This is a genomic window from Pseudoalteromonas tunicata, assembly GCF_002310815.1.
GTDB classification, from domain to species: domain Bacteria; phylum Pseudomonadota; class Gammaproteobacteria; order Enterobacterales; family Alteromonadaceae; genus Pseudoalteromonas; species Pseudoalteromonas tunicata.
Genome location: NZ_CP011032.1, coordinates 1954937 through 1972416 on the forward strand (window position 1 = coordinate 1954937; position 17480 = coordinate 1972416).

Annotated in this window: 14 protein-coding genes; 10 read left to right on the top strand and 4 right to left on the bottom strand. The window is 41.1% G+C overall.

Translation table 11 applies throughout. The annotated features are described in order from the left end of the window. Positions 1-4: 4 nt before the first annotated feature. From PTUN_RS08895 to PTUN_RS08905, 3 genes are all read right to left on the bottom strand, one after another. The gene (locus PTUN_RS08895) at positions 5-1162 is read right to left on the bottom strand and encodes an acyl-CoA dehydrogenase family protein (RefSeq protein ID WP_009839914.1); all 1158 of its coding nucleotides are present in this window, start codon (positions 1160-1162) and stop codon (positions 5-7) included. Between the two features lie 57 nt (positions 1163-1219). Next, complete coding sequence (locus PTUN_RS08900; RefSeq protein WP_009839915.1) at positions 1220-2710, bottom strand: CoA-acylating methylmalonate-semialdehyde dehydrogenase; 1491 nt, start codon at positions 2708-2710, stop codon at positions 1220-1222. Between the two features lie 62 nt (positions 2711-2772). Continuing rightward, positions 2773-3957 (bottom strand): acetyl-CoA C-acyltransferase, encoded by a 1185-nt coding sequence (locus PTUN_RS08905; protein WP_009839916.1) that lies wholly within the window; start codon positions 3955-3957, stop codon positions 2773-2775. 291 nt (positions 3958-4248) lie between these two features. Here PTUN_RS08905 and PTUN_RS08910 point away from each other — a divergent pair, with 291 nt between their 5' ends. From PTUN_RS08910 to PTUN_RS08945, 8 genes are read left to right on the top strand one after another with little or no spacing between them, the layout of a single operon-like run. Then, complete coding sequence (locus PTUN_RS08910) at positions 4249-4644, top strand: MerR family transcriptional regulator (protein WP_009839917.1); 396 nt, start codon at positions 4249-4251, stop codon at positions 4642-4644. Positions 4645-4662: 18 nt separating this feature from the next. After that, positions 4663-5838 carry an isovaleryl-CoA dehydrogenase gene (locus PTUN_RS08915; protein WP_040644141.1) on the top strand — a complete coding sequence of 392 codons (1176 nt, stop codon included), beginning with the start codon at positions 4663-4665 and terminating at the stop codon, positions 5836-5838. Between the two features lie 9 nt (positions 5839-5847). Then, on the top strand, positions 5848-7455 hold the full coding sequence (locus PTUN_RS08920) for a carboxyl transferase domain-containing protein (RefSeq protein WP_009839919.1): 1608 nt from the start codon (positions 5848-5850) through the stop codon (positions 7453-7455). Between the two features lie 9 nt (positions 7456-7464). Beyond that, positions 7465-8235 carry an enoyl-CoA hydratase-related protein gene (locus PTUN_RS08925; RefSeq protein WP_009839920.1) on the top strand — a complete coding sequence of 257 codons (771 nt, stop codon included), beginning with the start codon at positions 7465-7467 and terminating at the stop codon, positions 8233-8235. 23 nt (positions 8236-8258) lie between these two features. Next, on the top strand, positions 8259-10229 hold the full coding sequence (locus tag PTUN_RS08930) for an acetyl/propionyl/methylcrotonyl-CoA carboxylase subunit alpha (protein ID WP_009839921.1): 1971 nt from the start codon (positions 8259-8261) through the stop codon (positions 10227-10229). Then, positions 10222-11130 carry a hydroxymethylglutaryl-CoA lyase gene (locus PTUN_RS08935; RefSeq protein WP_009839922.1) on the top strand — a complete coding sequence of 303 codons (909 nt, stop codon included), beginning with the start codon at positions 10222-10224 and terminating at the stop codon, positions 11128-11130. The genes PTUN_RS08930 and PTUN_RS08935 overlap by 8 nt, the downstream gene beginning before the upstream one ends. 21 nt (positions 11131-11151) lie before the next feature. Then, positions 11152-11850, top strand: a complete 699-nt coding sequence (locus PTUN_RS08940; protein ID WP_009839923.1) for a CoA transferase subunit A — start codon at positions 11152-11154, stop codon at positions 11848-11850. A gap of 14 nt (positions 11851-11864) precedes the next feature. Further along, on the top strand, positions 11865-12524 hold the full coding sequence (locus tag PTUN_RS08945; RefSeq protein ID WP_009839924.1) for a 3-oxoacid CoA-transferase subunit B: 660 nt from the start codon (positions 11865-11867) through the stop codon (positions 12522-12524). Positions 12525-12637: 113 nt separating this feature from the next. Here the strand turns inward: PTUN_RS08945 and PTUN_RS08950 are convergent, their stop codons facing one another. Continuing rightward, positions 12638-13375, bottom strand: coding sequence for a dienelactone hydrolase family protein (locus tag PTUN_RS08950; RefSeq protein WP_009839925.1), 738 nt, complete (start codon positions 13373-13375; stop codon positions 12638-12640). A 139-nt stretch (positions 13376-13514) separates the two neighbouring features. Here PTUN_RS08950 and PTUN_RS08955 point away from each other — a divergent pair, with 139 nt between their 5' ends. Further along, positions 13515-14777 carry an ABC transporter substrate-binding protein gene (locus PTUN_RS08955; protein WP_009839926.1) on the top strand — a complete coding sequence of 421 codons (1263 nt, stop codon included), beginning with the start codon at positions 13515-13517 and terminating at the stop codon, positions 14775-14777. Between the two features lie 8 nt (positions 14778-14785). Beyond that, positions 14786-17440, top strand: coding sequence for an ATP-binding protein (locus PTUN_RS08960; protein ID WP_009839927.1), 2655 nt, complete (start codon positions 14786-14788; stop codon positions 17438-17440). Positions 17441-17480 lie beyond the last annotated feature (40 nt).

The following is a 17480-nucleotide window of genomic DNA, read 5'->3' on the forward strand; positions in this document are numbered from 1 at the left end:
TTCCTTATAAAATATCACCAGCGCCTTGCGCTAATAAACGACGACCAACGATCAATCGCATGATTTCGTTAGTCCCTTCTAAAATTTGATGAACGCGTACATCACGCACGTGGCGCTCAAGTGGGTATTCTTTGATGTAGCCGTAACCGCCATGAATTTGCAGGGCATCATCACACACTTTAAACCCAACATCGGTGGCAAAGCGTTTTGCCATGGCGCAATAAGCTGTTTTTTCTGGATCATTTTGATCGAGTTTAAATGCAGCTAAACGCACCATATGACGTGCCGCTACAAGTTCAGTATTCATATCAGCGAGTTTAAATTGCAGCGCTTGAAAAGCTGCAAGTGGTTTGCCAAATTGTTCACGCTCTTGCATGTAATTTTTAGCGGTATTGAGTGCTTGTTGGGCAGTGCCAATTGAACAGGTTGCAATATTAATGCGACCGCCATCTAGGCCTTGCATAGCAAATTTAAAGCCTTCACCTTCTTGACCGAGTAAATTATCTTGGCTAATGATGACGTTTTCAAAGGTAATGAGACGTGTTGGCTGAGCATTCCAGCCCATCTTTTCTTCTGCTTTGCCGTAAATAACGCCTTTGGCATCTGCAGGAACAACAAAAGCAGAAATACCCGCCGCACCTTCGCCACCTGTACGTGCCATCACCACTAAGACTTCGGTTTCACCGGCGCCTGAAATAAACATTTTTGAGCCGTTTAAAACATAGTTATCACCTTGTTTCTCGGCTTTTGTTTTAAGCGATGCGGCATCCGATCCTGAACCAGGTTCGGTTAAACAATATGACGCCAATAACTGTCCCATTACTAATTGGTCTACATATTGGTTTTTAATGGCATCAGTTGCAAAACTTGCGATCATCCAGGTGGCCATATTATGGATTGTGAGCATCGCCGTGGTTGCCGTACAGCCCATGGCTAGTTGTTCAAAAATGATGCTTGAGTCTAAACGAGAAAGTCCTAAGCCTCCGGCTTCTTCGGGGGTATATAAACCACAAAAGCCTAATTCACCTGCAGCTTTGATGACCTCTTTTGGAAATATATGTTCTCTGTCCCAAAGAGCTGCATTAGGGGCAAGTTCGGTTTGCGCAAACTGACGCGCGGTTTCTGCGAAGGCTTGTTGATCTTCGGTAAGATTAAAGTCCATAACGACCTCTTTTATGCTGATGTTAGCAGAAGAGCTGTCGCCCTCCTGCTAAAGAAATTACTTCAAGTTAATACTCATATTTGGGCCAGTTGCGATGTCATCTTCGAACCAGCGCGCGGTAATCGTTTTTGTTTCGGTATAAAAACGAATGCCCTGTTTGCCATAGGTGTGTTGATCGCCATAAAACGACCCTTTCCAACCCGTGAATGAGAAAAACGGCAGTGGTACCGGAATAGGCACATTAATGCCGACTTGGCCTACTTCAATTTCATGTTGGAATTTACGTGCTGCCGCACCACATGCTGTAAATAGTGAAGTGCCGTTACCGTAAGGGCTGTTGTTAATTAATGCAATGGCTTCATCAAGGGTATCAACACAAATACAAGCCAATACTGGACCAAAGATTTCTTCTTTGTATAAATCCATTTCAGTTGTAACGTCAGTAAATAATGTAGGGCCGACCCAGTTACCTTGCTCATAGCCTTCAACTGTAAAATCAGAGCCATCAAGTAAACACGTTGCACCTTGTTTTTTGCCATTTGCAATTAACGATAAAATACGCGCTTTTGCTTGAGGGGTGGTTTGTGGACCATAAGCCGCTTTTGGGTCATCCCACACACCAGGTCGCACTTGAGAAAAGGCTTCTTTTAAATCGTTGATCCATTCTTTAGTTTGACCAACAAATACAGCAACCGAAATACCCATGCAACGTTGACCGGCAGCGCCCACAGAAGCACCCACTAGGTTACTAATTAAACGCTCTTTTTTTGCATCAGGCATAATGACCATGTGGTTTTTTGCACCCACACAGGCTTGGACTCGCTTTAAATTTGCAGTGCCTTTGCTGTAAATGTATTCACCAACACCACATGAACCAACAAATGAAATAGCACGAATTGCAGGGTCTTCAAGCAAGATATCTACTTGAGGTTTAGTGCCGTGAACTACTTGTAAAACCCCTTTAGGCGCACCTGCTTCTTCAAACAGCTCCACTAAACGCATTGGCGTAAGTGGGTCTTGTTCTGATGGTTTCAGAATAAAAGTATTACCGCACACAATCGCCATTGGAAACATCCACAGTGGGATCATGGCTGGGAAATTAAACGGCGTGATCCCCGCGCAAACACCCAGTGGTTGCATATATGAATAGGTATCAATACCACGAGCTACGTTTTCAACCGTTTCACCCATCATCATCGACGGTGCATTGGCTGCTTGCTCTACCACTTCAATACCGCGCCACAAGTCACCTTTGGCATCTTCAAATGTTTTACCGAGTTCGTGACAGATAATAGTGGCAATTTCATCATGATGTTCTTTTAATAGCGCTGCATAACGCATCATGATGCGTGCACGTTCAGAAATTTGTACCTCTTTCCATGTTTTAAATGTTTCTTTAGCCGATGTAATAGCACGGGCCATTTCTTCATTGGTAGTACACGGAACTTGTGCAATGATTTCTTGCGTGGCTGGATTGAGTACATCTATCCATTGTGATGTCTCAGATTGGCACATCTCGCCTGCGATATATAATGGAACTTTATGCATATTAAAACGTCTCCCCAAATAAAAATGGCGCTAGTATTGTAATTATCGCGCCATCATTTTGTTTAAATTAGTTCAATTGCCATTGCGACGGCTTCACCACCACCGATACATAACGAGGCAACCCCAGTTTTCAAATTACGATTTTTTAATGCATGAATCAGTGTGACTAAAATACGTGCACCACTTGCACCGATAGGATGGCCCAGCGCACAAGCACCACCATTGACATTTACTTTAGCGCTATCAAGTTTCATTTCGTTGATTGCAAGCATAGTGACCATGGCAAAGGCTTCATTAATTTCCCATAAATCAACTTGCTCAGTAGACCAACCCGCTTTAATAAGTACTTTGTTCATTGCGCCTACGGGGGCAACGGTAAATTCGGCTGGTTTTTGTGAATGGGTTGCATGTGCCACAATTTTACACAGGGGCGTTAAACCTTTTGCTTGCGCATCTGACGCTTTCATTAATACAAGGGCTGCTGCACCATCAGAAATAGATGAAGAGTTAGCCGCTGTAATAGTGCCCTCTTTGGCAAATGCTGGGCGAAGTGTTGGTATTTTATCTACTTTAGCGTTGCCAGGCTGTTCATCAATGCTGACCACAACATCACCTGAACGAGTCGCATATGTCACAGGTGCTACTTCCCCAATAAATGCACCACTTGCAATAGCAGCTTGCGCTTTTTGCAGTGAGTTTATGGCAAACGCATCCATATCGGCACGTGTAATGCCATACTCATTTGCTGTTTCTTGAGCAAAACAACCCATGGCTTTTTTATCGTAGGCATCTTCTAAACCATCAGCCATCATGTGATCTTTAATTTCACCGTGGCCCATACGAAAACCACCACGGGCTTTTGGTAAAAAATACGGAGAAGCGGACATATTTTCCATACCGCCTGCCACTGCAATATTAATCGAACCTGCTGAGATTAAATCATGGGCAAACATGGCTGCTTTTAAACCTGAACCACATACTTTATTGATTGTGGTTGCACCGGTTCCTAGTGGTAATTGTGCTTTTAACATGGCTTGACGCGCAGGCGCTTGGCCTACACCAGCTGGAAGTACACAGCCCATAATCACTTCATCAATGTCATTAACTGATACACCGCTTTGTGCTACAGCATGTGCAATCGCGGTTGCACCTAAATCTGTGGTGTGAACATCACTTAGCGCACCCATAAAGCCACCCATAGGGGTACGACTGGCTGCAACGATAACGATAGGGTCTTGTACTGACATGTTTATATTCTCCTAAACAAAGATGAATAGAGAATACATAAAATTTACGTTTACGCCAACGTAAATGTAAATTTGAAAAAGAAATGGCGTAATCTGAAGTCAACTAAAGTGCCAAGATATGTTGCCACTTCAGGTTTTTGGTTCATATTTTACAATGAAACTGATCATACGAGTGAAACAACTGAAGAATTCGTTAGCCATATTATGCTAGTTATGATGCTTTTAAAATCCACGCGCTTTACCTTTACGTAAACTTCACTTATATTAGTTCGGTCATTTGAGGTGGAAAGTATGAATCAAGAAAACACAGAACAAACATTTAGTATCAGCGATCTTGCAAAAGAGTTTGATATTACAACACGCAGCATTCGTTTTTATGAAGATCAAGGTTTGATCAGCCCACAACGTAATGGCCAAACTCGTATTTATAGTAAACGGGATAAGGTGAGATTGAAACTGATTTTACGTGGTAAACGTTTAGGTTTCACTTTAGCCGAGACCGGCCGTTTGTTTGAGCTGTACGATGCAGATAAATCCAGTGCGAAACAATTGGTGACTATGTTGGCATTAATAGAAGAAAAAAAAGCCCATCTAAGCCAACAAATGGATGATATTAAAGTGGTTTTGATGGAGCTAGTTACAGCTGAACGTCGTTGCCACGATACCCTTAAAAGTTTACAAGATTAATTAATAGAGGTTCCCCTGATGAGCACTATCTCACTATATAAAGAAATGAATTTTGGCCTAGGTGAAACAGCTGACATGTTGCGTGATCACGTAAATAGCTTTGCAACAGCCGAAATCGCGCCACTCGCTGAAAAAACTGATCATGATAATGCGTTTCCCAATCAACTGTGGCCAATATTAGGTGAGATGGGACTGTTAGGTTTGACCGTCAGCGAAGAGTTCGGTGGTGCGGGCATGGGATATCTTGAACATGTTATTGCAATGGAAGAAATTAGCCGTGCAAGCGCATCGATTGGTTTAAGCTACGGTGCGCACTCAAATTTATGTGTTAATCAAATTTTCCGTAACGGGTCACAAGCACAAAAAGAAAAATACCTACCTAAACTTGTTTCAGGTGAGCACATAGGTGCATTGGCAATGAGCGAACCAAACGCGGGTTCAGACGTTGTATCAATGAAATTAAAAGCAGAAAAACGCGGCGATAAATACATTTTAAACGGTAATAAAATGTGGATCACTAATGGTCCCGATGCCCATACTTATGTTATTTACGCAAAAACAGATTTAAACGCGGGTGCCAAAGGCATCACCGCTTTTATCGTAGAACGTGATTTTCCTGGCTTTACGCAAGCGCAAAAACTCGACAAATTAGGCATGCGCGGTTCTAACACCTGTGAATTAGTGTTTATTGACTGTGAAGTTCCTGAAGAAAATATTCTTGGTGGGCTTAACAATGGCGTCAAAGTATTAATGAGCGGTCTTGATTATGAACGAGTTGTGTTATCTGGTGGCTCACTGGGTATTATGCAAGCGTGTATGGACATTGTGGTGCCTTATATTCATGAGCGTAAACAGTTTGACAGCCCAATTGGCCAATTCCAATTAATTCAAGGCAAAATTGCGGATATGTACACCCAAATGAATGCAGCCCGCTCCTATGTTTATACAGTGGCAAAATCGTGCGATCGTGGTGAAACGACTCGTAAAGATGCTGCCGGTGCGATTTTATACGCTGCTGAATTAGCAACAAAAATGGCGCTTGATGCTATTCAAATCTTAGGTGGAAATGGTTATATCAATGAATATGCCACAGGTCGATTACTGCGCGATGCCAAACTCTATGAAATTGGCGCTGGTACTTCAGAAATTCGCAGAATGCTCATTGGCCGTGAGTTATTTAACGAAAGTCGCTAAGGGATAGATATGACAATTTTAACCTCTAAGGTAAATCCACTCGATCCTACTTTTGTTGCTAACAAACAAAAAATGCAGGATTTAATCCATGATTTACACCTGCAAGTCGACAAAATAATAAAAGGTGGTGGCGAAGAACTTATCGCCCGCCATGTTAACCGAGGCAAATTATTTGTCCGTGACAGAATAGACACGCTACTTGATGAAGGCTCACCCTTTTTAGAGATCAGCCAATTTGCAGCGTTTGGTGTTTACGAGCAAGATATCCCTTGTGCAGGTGTTGTTGCAGGTATTGGCCGTGTCAAAGGCGTTGAATGTATGATCATCGCCAACGATGCCACGGTAAAAGGTGGCACCTATTTTCCACTGACAGTAAAAAAACACTTACGCGCACAAGATATTGCAGAGCGTTGTCATTTACCTTGTATTTATTTGGTCGATTCTGGTGGCGCAAACCTGCCTGAACAAGACGAAGTATTTCCTGATAAACTTCATTTTGGTCGTATTTTTTATAACCAAGCTCGTATGTCAGCAAAAGGGATCCCGCAAATTGCGGTGGTCATGGGATTATGTACCGCAGGCGGTGCCTATGTACCAGCCATGGCCGATGAAAGCATCATCGTTAAAGAGCAAGGCACAATTTTCTTGGCTGGCCCACCGCTGGTTAAAGCCGCAACAGGCGAAGAAGTGACAGCAGAAGAATTAGGCGGTGCAGATGTGCACTGTAAAATTTCTGGTGTTGCCGATCATTATGCCGAAAATGATGCCCATGCTTTGTCCATTGCACGTCAATGTATTGCGCGTATTAATCATCAACGCCCTACAAAACCACTTCTTGATGAGGTTAAACCACCACGCTTTGCTGCTGAAGAGATTTACGGCATTGTTGGCACCGATTTGAAAAAACCTTTTGATGTGCGCGAAGTGATAGCTCGCGTGGTAGATGATTCCTCTTTTGATGAATTCAAACGTTATTTTGGTGAAACCTTAGTGACTGGTTTTGCATCTATCTACGGCCATCCTGTTGGTATTGTCGCCAATAATGGAATTTTATTTTCTGAATCGGCGCAAAAAGGCGCGCACTTTATTCAATTGTGCTGCCAACGCAATATTCCATTGATATTTTTACAAAACATTACTGGTTTTATGGTTGGGCAAAAATACGAAGCCGAAGGTATTGCCAAACATGGTGCCAAAATGGTGACTGCGGTTTCTTGTGCTGATGTCCCAAAGTTCACGGTATTAATTGGTGGCTCATACGGTGCAGGTAACTACGGTATGTGTGGTCGTGCATTTGAACCTACCATGATGTGGATGTGGCCTAATGCCCGCATTTCAGTTATGGGCGGCGAACAAGCTGCTGGCGTATTAACCCAAGTTAAACAAGATGGTTTAGCACGCAAAGGCTTGAGCATGTCTGAGCAAGAAATTGCAGACTTTAAAAAGCCGATTGTGTCTCAGTATGAACAGCAAGGTCACCCTTATTATGCCAGCGCTCGTTTATGGGATGACGGTATTATTGATCCGGCGCAAACCCGACATGTTTTAGGACTTGCGCTCAGTGCTGCGAGCAATGCGCCAAAACGCGACTCTCAATTTGGCGTATTTAGGATGTAAGGAAGCTGTATGTCTGTCACTTTATCTATTTCAAAATCCAGTATTGCGACCATTGAACTTGATCGTCAAAGTGTGCATAACGCATTTGATGCTCAAACAATCGCGAAGCTAATTGAAACCATTGAATATGCCAATACGTTACCTATTCGTGCTTTAGTATTAAAAAGCGCAGGTAAACATTTTTCGGCCGGCGCTGACTTAGCTTGGATGAAATCCATGGCTGATAACGATTTTGCAAAGAATCTTGCCGACTCCAAACAACTTGCCAAGCTTATGTTTTTATTAGCCAATGTTGCTGTGCCAACGTTATGTTTAGTGCAAGGTGCAGCCTTTGGTGGTGCGGTGGGTTTAATTGCTTGTTGCGATATTGCTATATCAACACCCGATGCCAAATTTTGCTTAAGTGAAGTTAAATTAGGCTTAATTCCTGCGGTTATTAGCCCTTATGTGATTAAAGCTATGGGTGAGCGCCAAGCACGCCGTTACTTTTTAACCGCAGAGGTTTTCAAAGCAAATACAGCTTTAGAAATGGGTCTTATCCATCAAGTTAGTGATGATTTAACCCTATGCGCCGATGGCATTTTACAAGCAATCATAAACAATGGACCTTGTGCTGTGATGGCTGCTAAAACCTTAATTAAAGAAGTTGCAGGTCAAACGATAGACCAAACACTTACCGATCTGACCGCTGAACGTATTGCAACCATTCGCGTATCCGCTGAAGGGCAAGAAGGTCTGAGTGCTTTTTTTGAAAAACGTGCTCCAAGCTGGCAAAACTAACCTATAACGATGCAGGTAAAAACATGTTAAAAAAAATATTAATCGCAAATCGGGGTGAAATTGCTTGTCGGATCATCAAAACCGCCAAACGTTTAGGTTTAAAAACCGTTGCCGTGTATTCAGATGCTGATGCCAATGCCCTGCATGTTAAGCATGCCGATGAGGCATATCACATTGGTGCATCTCCAAGTAAAGACTCGTATTTAGTGAGCGAAAAAATTCTTTCGGTTGCGAAACGTTCTGGTGCAGATTGCATTCATCCAGGTTATGGATTTTTATCAGAAAACGACCAATTTGCTGAGGCGTGTGCCAAAAATAATATAGTTTTTATTGGTCCGCCAGCTGCTGCTATTACGGCGATGGGGTCAAAATCTCGCTCTAAAGAAATCATGGCTGCGGCGAATGTACCTTTAGTTCCAGGTTATTACGGTCAAAACCAAGATCCAGAGTTTTTAAAACAAGAAGCCATTAAAATTGGCTTCCCTGTTCTAATTAAAGCAGCCTTTGGCGGCGGTGGTAAAGGAATGCGTGTGGTTGAACATGCGGATGAATTCCAACTTGCTTTGCAAGGTGCACAACGCGAAGCCATTGCTGGCTTTGGTAACGATTTAGTTCTCTTAGAGCGTTATGTAACAAAACCTCGCCATGTTGAAGTACAAGTTTTTGCTGATAGTCACGGCCACTGTGTTTATTTAGGCGATCGTGATTGCTCGTTGCAACGTCGTCATCAAAAAGTCATTGAAGAAGCCCCTGCCCCCATGCTAAGTGATTCACTTCGTAAAGCGATGGGTGAAGCCGCGGTGCGCTGCGCGCAGGCTATAAATTATGTTGGTGCTGGCACAGTTGAGTTTTTACTGTGCGGCAATGACTTTTTCTTTATGGAAATGAATACTCGTTTGCAAGTAGAACACCCTGTTACCGAAATGGTCACCGGTGTTGATTTAGTTGAATGGCAAATTAAGATAGCGTCGGGACAGGCTTTGTCGCTTACGCAAGAACAAGTGACCCTCAGCGGTCATGCCCTTGAAGCACGAATTTATGCAGAAGATCCAAGCAATGAGTTTATTCCGTGCTCAGGCACCATCAAAGCCATGCTTACACCATTGCAAAACAAACATATTCGAGTTGATACTGGTGTTCAAGCAGGCGCTGAGATCAGTAGTTTTTATGATCCTATGATTGCTAAACTTATTGTGTGGGATGAAACCCGCCCACTTGCCATTAAACGCTTACAAAGTGCCCTTGAGCAATTTCACTTAGCGGGTTTTAGCTGTAATGTTGAATTTCTCCATAAATTGGCCTCACATGAGGGGTTTGTGACAGCACAACCCGATACACATTTTATTGCCCACAATTTGGATGAATTGACCGCAGTAAACCCACAGCAAGAAGATGTTAGTTTAGTCCTTGCTTCGTTGCTTTATCTGTCATTGATAAAGAATAAAGAGTCAGCAGATGCATGGGATAAACAAGCAGGCTTTAGACTTAATCAACATAATAAAATTCATATTGCCCTCGATTTACCTCAAACAATTAGCGCAATTGAAGGTCAGCATGGTTATGTGATAACCCTTGATGGCAATCAGTTTGCTGCCCAAGCATTTATTGAACAGCAATCGATCACAGCAACAATTAATGGTGAAAAATACACCGCTGATTTTTATTACGATCAAGAGGCTCACGCCATTGATTTAATGTATTTAGCCAGCCAACATCATTATAAATTCAAGCATAAACATTACATTAGCGAAATTAAAAATGCTGCCGCCTCATTAGCTGCTCCGCTGAATGGCACAGTGGTCAAGCACTTATGTGAAATTGGCAGCCAAGTAACCGAAGGTATGGGCGTAGTGGTGATTGAAGCGATGAAAATGGAATACACCTTGGCTGCTCCATTTGATGGTCAACTGATGAGTTATTGTTTTGCCGAAGGTGAGCTTGTTACCCATGGCGCAATGCTTGCAATTGTAGAGGCAAGCCCTAACAATGATTAATCATTTTCCTGCTCATGTTAAAATTGTTGAAGTCGGTGCGCGTGATGGACTACAAAACGAAGCCCAAGTGTCAACAGAGACTAAAGTTGCATTAATTAATGCTTTAGCACATGCTGGCGTACGCTACATCGAAGCCGGTGCCTTTGTATCACCTAAATGGGTGCCACAAATGGCAGATTCTGCTGATGTAATTAATGCATTAAATTTACCCAATGTTGAATTAGCAGCATTAACGCCCAATTTACAAGGCGCACAAGCAGCCTTAAATGCTGGGGTTAAAGAGTTTGCAATTTTTACAGCCGCGAGCGAAGCGTTTTGCCAAAAAAACATTAACTGTTCAATAGAGCAAAGTATTGCCCGTTTTGAGCCTGTAATGGCATTTGCCAAAGAGCACGGTATTAAAGTGCGCGGTTATGTGAGCTGTGTCATGGGTTGCCCTTACCAAGGTGATGTGGCACCTGAACAAGTATTGGCAGTGAGCCAAGCGTTATTAGACCTAGGCTGCTATGAAATAAGCCTTGGTGATACAATTGGCGTAGGCACACCTCTTAAAGTCACACAATTGCTCACCACCTTACTTCAACAAATACCTGTAGATAAGCTAGCTGTGCACTTTCATGATACTTATGGCCAAGCGTTAGCAAATATTTACGCGGCCCTAAACCTAGGGATAGCAACGGTTGATAGTGCAGTTGCAGGCCTAGGTGGGTGCCCTTATGCCAAAGGTGCGTCAGGAAATGTTGCCACCGAAGATGTAGTTTACTTACTGCAAGGGCTTGGCATTGAGTGTGGAATTGATTTAGAAAGGCTTGCTAAAGCGGGATGGCTGATTTCTGATGCATTAAATAAATCAGCTGTCAGCAAAGTATCGAACGCTTTACGCAGTAAATTAAACGCTTAACAATTATTAAGGGAGTTGGCCATGGCCGGTTTTGATAAAGTAGTGACAAGCTACGAGCAGGCGATGCAAGGTTTAAAAGATGGCGATACCATTATTGCCGGTGGTTTTGGCTTATGTGGTATTCCTGAAGGGTTAATTGCTGAGATTAAACGCAAGCAAACCAAAGAATTAACTGTGGTTTCAAATAACTGTGGTGTGGATGATTTTGGTTTGGGCATTTTATTAAAAGACAAACAAATTAAAAAAATGGTTGCATCATATGTTGGTGAAAACGCCCTCTTTGAGCAACAACTACTCAGCGGTGAATTAGAGGTTGAACTCACTCCGCAAGGTACACTTGCTGAAAAAATGCGTGCCGGTGGTGCTGGGATCCCCGCTTTTTATACTGCAACTGGTTTTGGTACTCCTGTTGCTGAAGGCAAAGAAGTCAAAGAATTTAATGGTCGCCCATACATTTTAGAAGAATCAATCACCGGTGACTTTGCCATTATTAAAGCGTGGAAAGCTGACCGCTATGGTAATTTGGTTTTTCGCCATACCGCAATGAACTTCAATCCAATTGCAGCAACGGCAGGTAAAATTACCGTTGTTGAGGTCGAAGAAATTGTCGAACCAGGTGAATTAAATCCGTCAGAAATCCATACACCTGGCATTTATGTTAATCGCGTGATCAAAGGTTGCTTTGAAAAACGTATCGAACGCGTGACAACACGTAACTAATACGGAGAATAATTATGGCTTTATCACGTGAACAAGTTGCAATGCGCGTTGCTCAAGAACTTCAAGATGGCTTCTATGTTAACTTAGGAATAGGTATTCCGACCTTAGTTGCAAACTATGTCCCACAAGGGATTGAAGTTATGCTACAGTCTGAAAATGGTTTATTAGGCATGGGTCCTTACCCAACAGCAGATGCTGTTGATGCCGACATGATTAATGCGGGTAAAGAAACCGTTACAGCGGCAATTGGTGCTGCCATATTTAACAGTGCCGAAAGCTTTGCTATGATCCGCGGTGGCCATGTCGACTTAACCGTACTCGGCGCATTTGAAGTTGATCAAAATGGTTCTATCGCCTCGTGGATGATCCCTAAAAAATTGATCAAAGGCATGGGCGGCGCAATGGATTTAGTTGCAGGCGCGCAAAATATTATCGTTACTATGATGCACGCCAATAAAGCGGGCGAATCAAAATTATTAGAACGCTGCGAGTTACCTCTTACCGGTGTTAACTGTGTTAAAAAAATCGTAACTGATTTGGCTGTACTCGAAGTGAAAAACGGCGCGTTTTACTTATTAGAACGCGCGCCTGGTGTTAGTGTTGATGAAATCATCAGCAAAACAGCAGGTAAATTAATTGTTGAAGGCGATATTCCAGAGATGGTATTCGCTTAACAGTTAAATGTACCGACCTCATTCCCAGTGTCTAAGATACTGAGAAACCCTCAAAATCCCTCGCAAGAGGGATTTTTTTTGCCTAAATACGATAGAACTTAACGTAAAAGCTCTTAACGTAGTGTTCTATGGAACAATGCCACCGCTTTTTGATACATTTCCAGCGCTAACGCTGGGTCGTACCGCTCACCTTCATCTCGCATAAAAGCATGTTCTGCATTCACTTCTAGCCATTGATAATTAATTGCTGACTGATTTAGTTTTTGATACAGCTTTAATCGTCCATCTCTTGGCACATGGGGGTCTTGTTTACCCCAAATAAAATGAATTTCCCCGGCTATTTCATCTAACCGCGCAAATGTTTGCTCTTTGGGATCTGCAGGTAACGTATCGCTATGAATATCGGTGGCATATAAACAAAACGCGGCTTTAATTGCAGGGTTAAGAGCTGCACGACAAGCCAAATGGCCACCAATACACACCCCCATCACCCCTATTCCACCACTACTTGTACCACTGTTATGGCAATAGTTAATCAGAGCTACAACATCGCTATCATAATATGTTAATGGCTTTTGCCATTTATCCGCATTGCCTTTATCTTTACCTGCTTCGTCATACTCAAGCACAGTTCCTGCAGGATTAAACTCATGAAATATTTCTGGCACTAATACATTAAAGCCATGACCTGCCAATACTTGTGCTGAACGCATAATTGGTGCAGTCAATTGAAATATCTCTGAATAAAAAATAATTGTTGCCGCGCTATCTAAGCCAACAGGTGAAAATTGTACAGTGCGCATAGGCCCTGTTTCAGTTTGAATAGATATAATCTCGCTTCGAACTTGCATTGAAACTCCGAAAACTAACCTCAAATGAATGTTAGTTTATTATTAAATGCCTAAATTACTTTAACTTATTGAAAAGCTGTTTTTTGTGAACTAATTTTATACGGTACTGTTTAACAAACTTATAATGGAAATCAACTAATTGGACCCTACTCGTCGAAAAGCCTTAAAAAAAATCGCTATTTCTACTCTTGCGACTACTGCAGCTTTTAAAGTCCCGTTTGTATTTTCCAAACAAAAGGTTGTTTTACGCATTTTAGGAACGCACGTTACCTTGCAAGAAGCTATTCGTGAACAAGCCATGAAAGACTTAGGCATTGAATTGGTTTTTGAGGCGAAAGGTAGCGCCCAAGTACTGCAAAAAGCGTCTATGTCTCCTCAATCTTTTGATTTGTATGAACAATGGTCAAACAGTATCAATATATTGTGGCACAGTGGTGCAATCCAACCAATTGAAAAAAATCGTATTAAAAATTGGGGTGAGATTAACTCATTAACTAAAACGGGACGAATAACGCCAGATGCGAAGATAGGTGCTGGTGATGCTCCTTATAAACTCCTTCATGTACAGCATGATGGTTCTTTAGGTGAAGATCATACTGACCAACTCAGTTTTCTACCTTATGTCCATAATGTTGATTCATTTGGCTATAATACGAATTTTATTAAAAAAGGTGTGCCTTACGAATCGGAAAGCTGGGGTTGGTTACTTGACCCCGCTTACAGTGGAAAAGTCGGCATTATTAATGCGCCAACGATTGGATTATTTGACTTGGCTTTAGCAGTTCAAGCACAAGGGCTAATGCAGTTTAATAATATTGGAGCGATGACAAAAAGTGAATTAAACCAACTTTTTAAAATATTACTCGAATTCAAACAGCAAAATCACTTCAGTGGTTTTTGGACTTCAGTGCCAGAATCTGTTGAATTTATGAAAACTGAACGAGTTCATATTGAAAGTATGTTTTCACCTGCAGTCTCGGCTTTAAATGGTCAAAATGTCACGGTAAATTTCGCAGCTCCGAAAGAAGGCTACCGCGGTTGGCATGGTGTTATGTGTTTATCATCAATGGCTAAAGGCAACGTAAAAGATGCCGCCTACGACTATATGAATTGGTGGTTATCAGGTTGGCCCGGTGCATTTATCGCAAGACAGGGCTATTATATTTCAAATCCACAGCGATCTAAATTATTTCTATCCATGGACGAATGGAACTATTGGTATCAAGGAAGAATTGCCACTTCAGATCTAACAGGCACTGATGGGCTTATATCAGTTAAAAAAGGACACATGAGAACAGGTGGAAGTTATGAAAAAAGACTCAGTCATGTTGCTGTATGGAATACAGTTATGCCAACGTATGAATATAGCTTGCAAAAGTGGTATGAATTCCTCAGTACGTAGAGATTACTGTGTTTAATTCTATTAAAGCACAAATCTATTTTATGCTAGGTTTATTAGCCTCTGCATTATTAGTACAAATTTATTTATCGTATACGAATCAGGATTCGTTTATTTCTGGTATTGATTTAACAGAACAAGCAGTCACAAAAGTTGGTTTAGTTCGCGAAGTGGAGCGTGGTGTACTTGATTTACAGCGCAACGTACTTATCTACAAAGAAACAGCTAATGATTCAATCATCAATCGTTTTAATACTATTTTACAAGAAATTAAACAAGGCTTAGATACCCTTGATACAATGTCATCTAATGATATTGATGCCATAAAATATCGTGATTATATTTTCCGAATGAAACAACATTTAAAAGATTATCATGATAATTTTCTTGCCGTGATTGATGGTCGCCGGCAACGTGAAATACTGTTTAATCAAAAATTATTGGTTGAGTTAGCTGAATTAGAACAGCAAGTGATTGCTTATAATGGGTTAGCAGCCCAAAATAAAAATCAGCTTTTAAACCATTTAAGTCAAAGCAGAAATATTGCACTGCTGTATCTTTTAAGCCAAGACTACGAAAATATTACTCTTTTTAATCATCATATCACGCAAGCAAGCCAGCTTGTTCAACCGACACAAGCTGAACCTCTTTTAAAACAGTTACAAATAATAAAAAATGATTTTGCGAAATTAAGCCAAGTGACTCGGGGTTATGTTTTTCTCACCAATGTTGTAATGACAGGTTCTGCAAATGAATTTTTATATTTAAGTCAGCAGCTTAATAAGTATGTTGCGTCGCAATTATCAACAACCAATGAACAAGTTAAAGCCACTTTGACTCATGCCCAACTGCGTAACAATATCATTGCATTCATTGGTATTTTGGCGGCAATCACCTGCGCACTCTATTTTGTTTATCGGATTATTACCCCCATCAAATCGTTAACAGAAATTTTTAGAAAATTAGCTGATGCAGAAGACATTAAAAGAATTCCAAATCTAAAACGAGAAGATGAAATTGGTGAGTTAGCTAGAGCCGCGCATGTTTTTCAGAAAAACAATAAAAATACCATCTCTTTGTTAGCACAATCGAATCAACTTAACCAAGACTTATTGAAAGCGACCGAAAAAGCAGAACAAGCAACTGAATTTAAAAGCATATTTTTAGCAAATATGAGTCATGAAATAAGAACTCCTATAAATGGTATTTCAGGATTAATTGATTTGTGCCTTGCAACCGAATTAACTCACCGCCAACGTGATTTTTTAGATAAGGCGGCTTATTCAACTAATCTCCTGATGAGCCTAGTTAATGATATTTTAGACTTTTCTAAAATTGAAGCCGGTAAACTCAGTATTGAATACATTCAGTTTTCACTTGAAGCAATTATTGATAATTTGATTGCTAATATTGCCCCGCGAAGCTACGAAAAAAACCTCCATTTAAATTGTGAAATTGCCCCAAACTTACCCAGACTTTTTATGGGAGATCCGCTTAGGGTCAATCAAATATTATTTAACTTGTGTACTAATGCAGTCAAATTCACCTCAATTGGTAGCATAACGATCACTGTATTATTTGAAGCAATTCCTAATAACGACAAACAAATTAAATTAATTCTTAGTGTAAGCGATACAGGAGTCGGTCTAACGGAGCAACAAATCGATAATATCTTTAATGCTTTTATTCAAGCCGATGGTTCTATTAGTCGAAAATATGGTGGTACAGGCCTAGGTTTAAGCATTGTAAAACAGCTCGTTAAGCTTATGGGTGGTGAAATATCTGTTAACTCAACCCCTGATGTCGGAAGCAGCTTTTGTGTTGAGCTGATGCTCGATGTTGTTGACCAAACAGATATATTATTCGATTGCTCAAGTTTAAAACCAAATAGTATCGTTTATTTAAACGAAGAACTTCCGTTACTGAATCAACGTTATTGCGATTATCTGCAAAGCGCATTACTACGTGCCGATAACCTCAATGCCATCGACTTTACAGAGCATGCAGATATAAAATTTGTGCTTATAGATGTACAAGAGACGGATGATATTGAAGATATTGCACAAGTGCTGCGGAGATTAGAAAACAAAACTGTGTCTGTTTGTTTATTATGCGAAAATAACCAAGTATCTATGTTGCAAGGGATTCAAAATGACTTTCAATTTTCATGTTTGACTGTGCCAATACTACCCTCACAGCTAAAGAAATTATTCAGCGATGAAATAACACCATTATCATCACTAAGCAAACCACGTGAACAAACATTTGTCTTTGACTCAGAAATAATAGTGCTACTGGTCGATGACAATCATATTAATTTAATTGTTGCCAGTGAAATGCTCAAGCAATTGGGCGTAACGGTGATTATGGCCGAGAATGGTCAAATAGCGCTCGATATTGTACAAGAGACTAAAAAAATTGATCTTATCCTAATGGATATTCAAATGCCGGTAAAAGACGGCTATACGGCAACCAAAGAGTTACGTCAACTCGGTTACAATGATCTCCTAATTTGTGGTTTGTCGGCCAATGCCATGCAGATAGATCATGATAAAGCGATTGAATGTGGTATGAATGACTATTTAACTAAACCAATCGTAAAGGAAAAACTCGCCGCGTTACTTATTCGCTACTTCACGGTTAACAACCGGGTTTTTGAACATTAAACCAGCAATCTAAACCACCTCAAATTTTTGGCGCTATCTT

Coding starts and splice junctions, on each gene's coding strand:
- PTUN_RS08925 (WP_009839920.1), top strand. CDS start 7,465: ATGTCTGTCACTTTATCTATTTCAAAATCCAGTATTGCGACCATTGAA.
- PTUN_RS08905 (WP_009839916.1), bottom strand. CDS start 3,957: ATGTCAGTACAAGACCCTATCGTTATCGTTGCAGCCAGTCGTACCCCT.
- PTUN_RS08920 (WP_009839919.1), top strand. CDS start 5,848: ATGACAATTTTAACCTCTAAGGTAAATCCACTCGATCCTACTTTTGTT.
- PTUN_RS08935 (WP_009839922.1), top strand. CDS start 10,222: ATGATTAATCATTTTCCTGCTCATGTTAAAATTGTTGAAGTCGGTGCG.
- PTUN_RS08895 (WP_009839914.1), bottom strand. CDS start 1,162: ATGGACTTTAATCTTACCGAAGATCAACAAGCCTTCGCAGAAACCGCG.
- PTUN_RS08900 (WP_009839915.1), bottom strand. CDS start 2,710: ATGCATAAAGTTCCATTATATATCGCAGGCGAGATGTGCCAATCTGAG.
- PTUN_RS08940 (WP_009839923.1), top strand. CDS start 11,152: ATGGCCGGTTTTGATAAAGTAGTGACAAGCTACGAGCAGGCGATGCAA.
- PTUN_RS08950 (WP_009839925.1), bottom strand. CDS start 13,375: ATGCAAGTTCGAAGCGAGATTATATCTATTCAAACTGAAACAGGGCCT.
- PTUN_RS08915 (WP_040644141.1), top strand. CDS start 4,663: ATGAGCACTATCTCACTATATAAAGAAATGAATTTTGGCCTAGGTGAA.
- PTUN_RS08930 (WP_009839921.1), top strand. CDS start 8,259: ATGTTAAAAAAAATATTAATCGCAAATCGGGGTGAAATTGCTTGTCGG.
- PTUN_RS08945 (WP_009839924.1), top strand. CDS start 11,865: ATGGCTTTATCACGTGAACAAGTTGCAATGCGCGTTGCTCAAGAACTT.
- PTUN_RS08910 (WP_009839917.1), top strand. CDS start 4,249: ATGAATCAAGAAAACACAGAACAAACATTTAGTATCAGCGATCTTGCA.